General features: G+C 48.7%; 2 protein-coding genes. Both read right to left on the reverse strand.

What is annotated here, in order from left to right:
• On the reverse strand, positions 1-981 hold a 981-nt coding region (locus ACFRAK_RS28480), incomplete at its 3' end, for a single-stranded-DNA-specific exonuclease RecJ (RefSeq protein WP_394573112.1).
• A 57-nt stretch (positions 982-1,038) separates the two neighbouring features.
• A partial coding sequence (locus ACFRAK_RS28485; RefSeq protein WP_394573113.1) for a cation diffusion facilitator family transporter occupies positions 1,039-1,572 on the reverse strand: 534 nt, incomplete at its 5' end.

The following is a 1,572-nucleotide window of genomic DNA, read 5'->3' on the forward strand; positions in this document are numbered from 1 at the left end:
GTTCTCAACCACTTGCTGGCGCTCTTTATTTAGTCCGTCCAGTTCCCAGGCAAGACGCTCTGCTTCCTCACGTTCCTGCGTCGTAAGGAGGGTTACCGCACGACCAGCATGATCCATCCGCCCACTAGCGTTAATGCGAGGAGCCATCGAGAAGGCTACATTCACCGAAGTAACTTGCTCTACATGAACCCCTGATACCTCAAGCAAGCTGCGAATTCCTGGACTGCGGGTATTACGCATCGATTCAATTCCGTGTTTGACCAGTACCCGATTCTCATCGACAAGTGGCATCAAGTCTGCGATCGTCCCAATAGCCACGATCTCCAGCCATTCCACAGGAGGCTGACCCACGAGCGCCTGTGCAAGTTTGTAAGCTACGCCTACCCCTGCCAGGCCCTTGAACGGATATGGACATGCGGGAATCTTCGGATTAATTAAAGCATAGGCGTTCGGTAATATTTCCGGTGCTTCATGATGATCCGTAACGATCACGTCGATCCCCAGTTGGTTCGCGTAATCAATTTGTCCCACCGCACTGATGCCTGTATCTACGGTAATAACCAGGCTTACCCCTTGCTGATGCGCCCAGTCAAGCGCATGATTAAGAAGCCCATAACCCTCATTTGAACGATGCGGTATATAAATATCATAAGAAGCGCCCAAATATCGCATCAGGCAGATCATAAGCGACGTGCTGGATACGCCGTCTGCATCATAATCTCCATAGATTAGTATATGCTCCTGCTCCTCTATCGCTTTGCGTATACGAGGCACTGCTTCCCTCATGCCCAACATGAGATAAGGATCATGCGTCAATTCGAATGCACCGTGCAAAAACTTATGTCCATCCTCCACGGAATCAATTCCTCGTGAAGACATGAGCGTTGCCGCTAAAGGCGACAACTGAAGTTCACTAGCCAGCATATCTATGGTGGCTGGCTGTGGTGGCTTAATCCGCCATTCGTATTTGGAGTACAGCACAAGGACTCACCTTCCTTTATCTTGCCTCTTCTCTTTCCTGCTGTCGAATCAAGCTCTTTACTGCCGCAGAGTCGGCAAATCGTTATCCATTAAATCCACATTCGATTTGTATGGATAACCCGGTTCGTACGGGACGACCGTAATACTCGCATCCGAAACCAGAAGGAAGCGATGCGTCAACAGCTTACGGATGCGTTCTGCAATTTCCTGAGCCTCCAGAACCGTTGTTCTCGGATTTACCGTTACCTTTACTCCGATATGAACCTGGTGCATTTGACCGAACTCCTGGACTTTCAGCTCTTCAACAGTAATAACGCCATGCACTCGCTGAATAGTATCCATGAATTCAGGTTCATGCTCGTGCCGCTTTTCCTCGACCAACGTACCATATACAGATTGAACGATCAGTTTGTATCCTTTTCGGATAACGAGACAAGCGACCAATATGGCTGCAATAGAATCCATATACAAGAGAGCAGATAATCCAAAATACGAGCCGGCCATGGACAAAGAGACGCCTAACAGCACAGTAAGCGATGAGTATAACGAGAACCGGTGATCAGACACAAGGGAAAGATATCGATGATCCTT

This window comes from Peribacillus sp. NPDC056705, assembly GCF_043656335.1.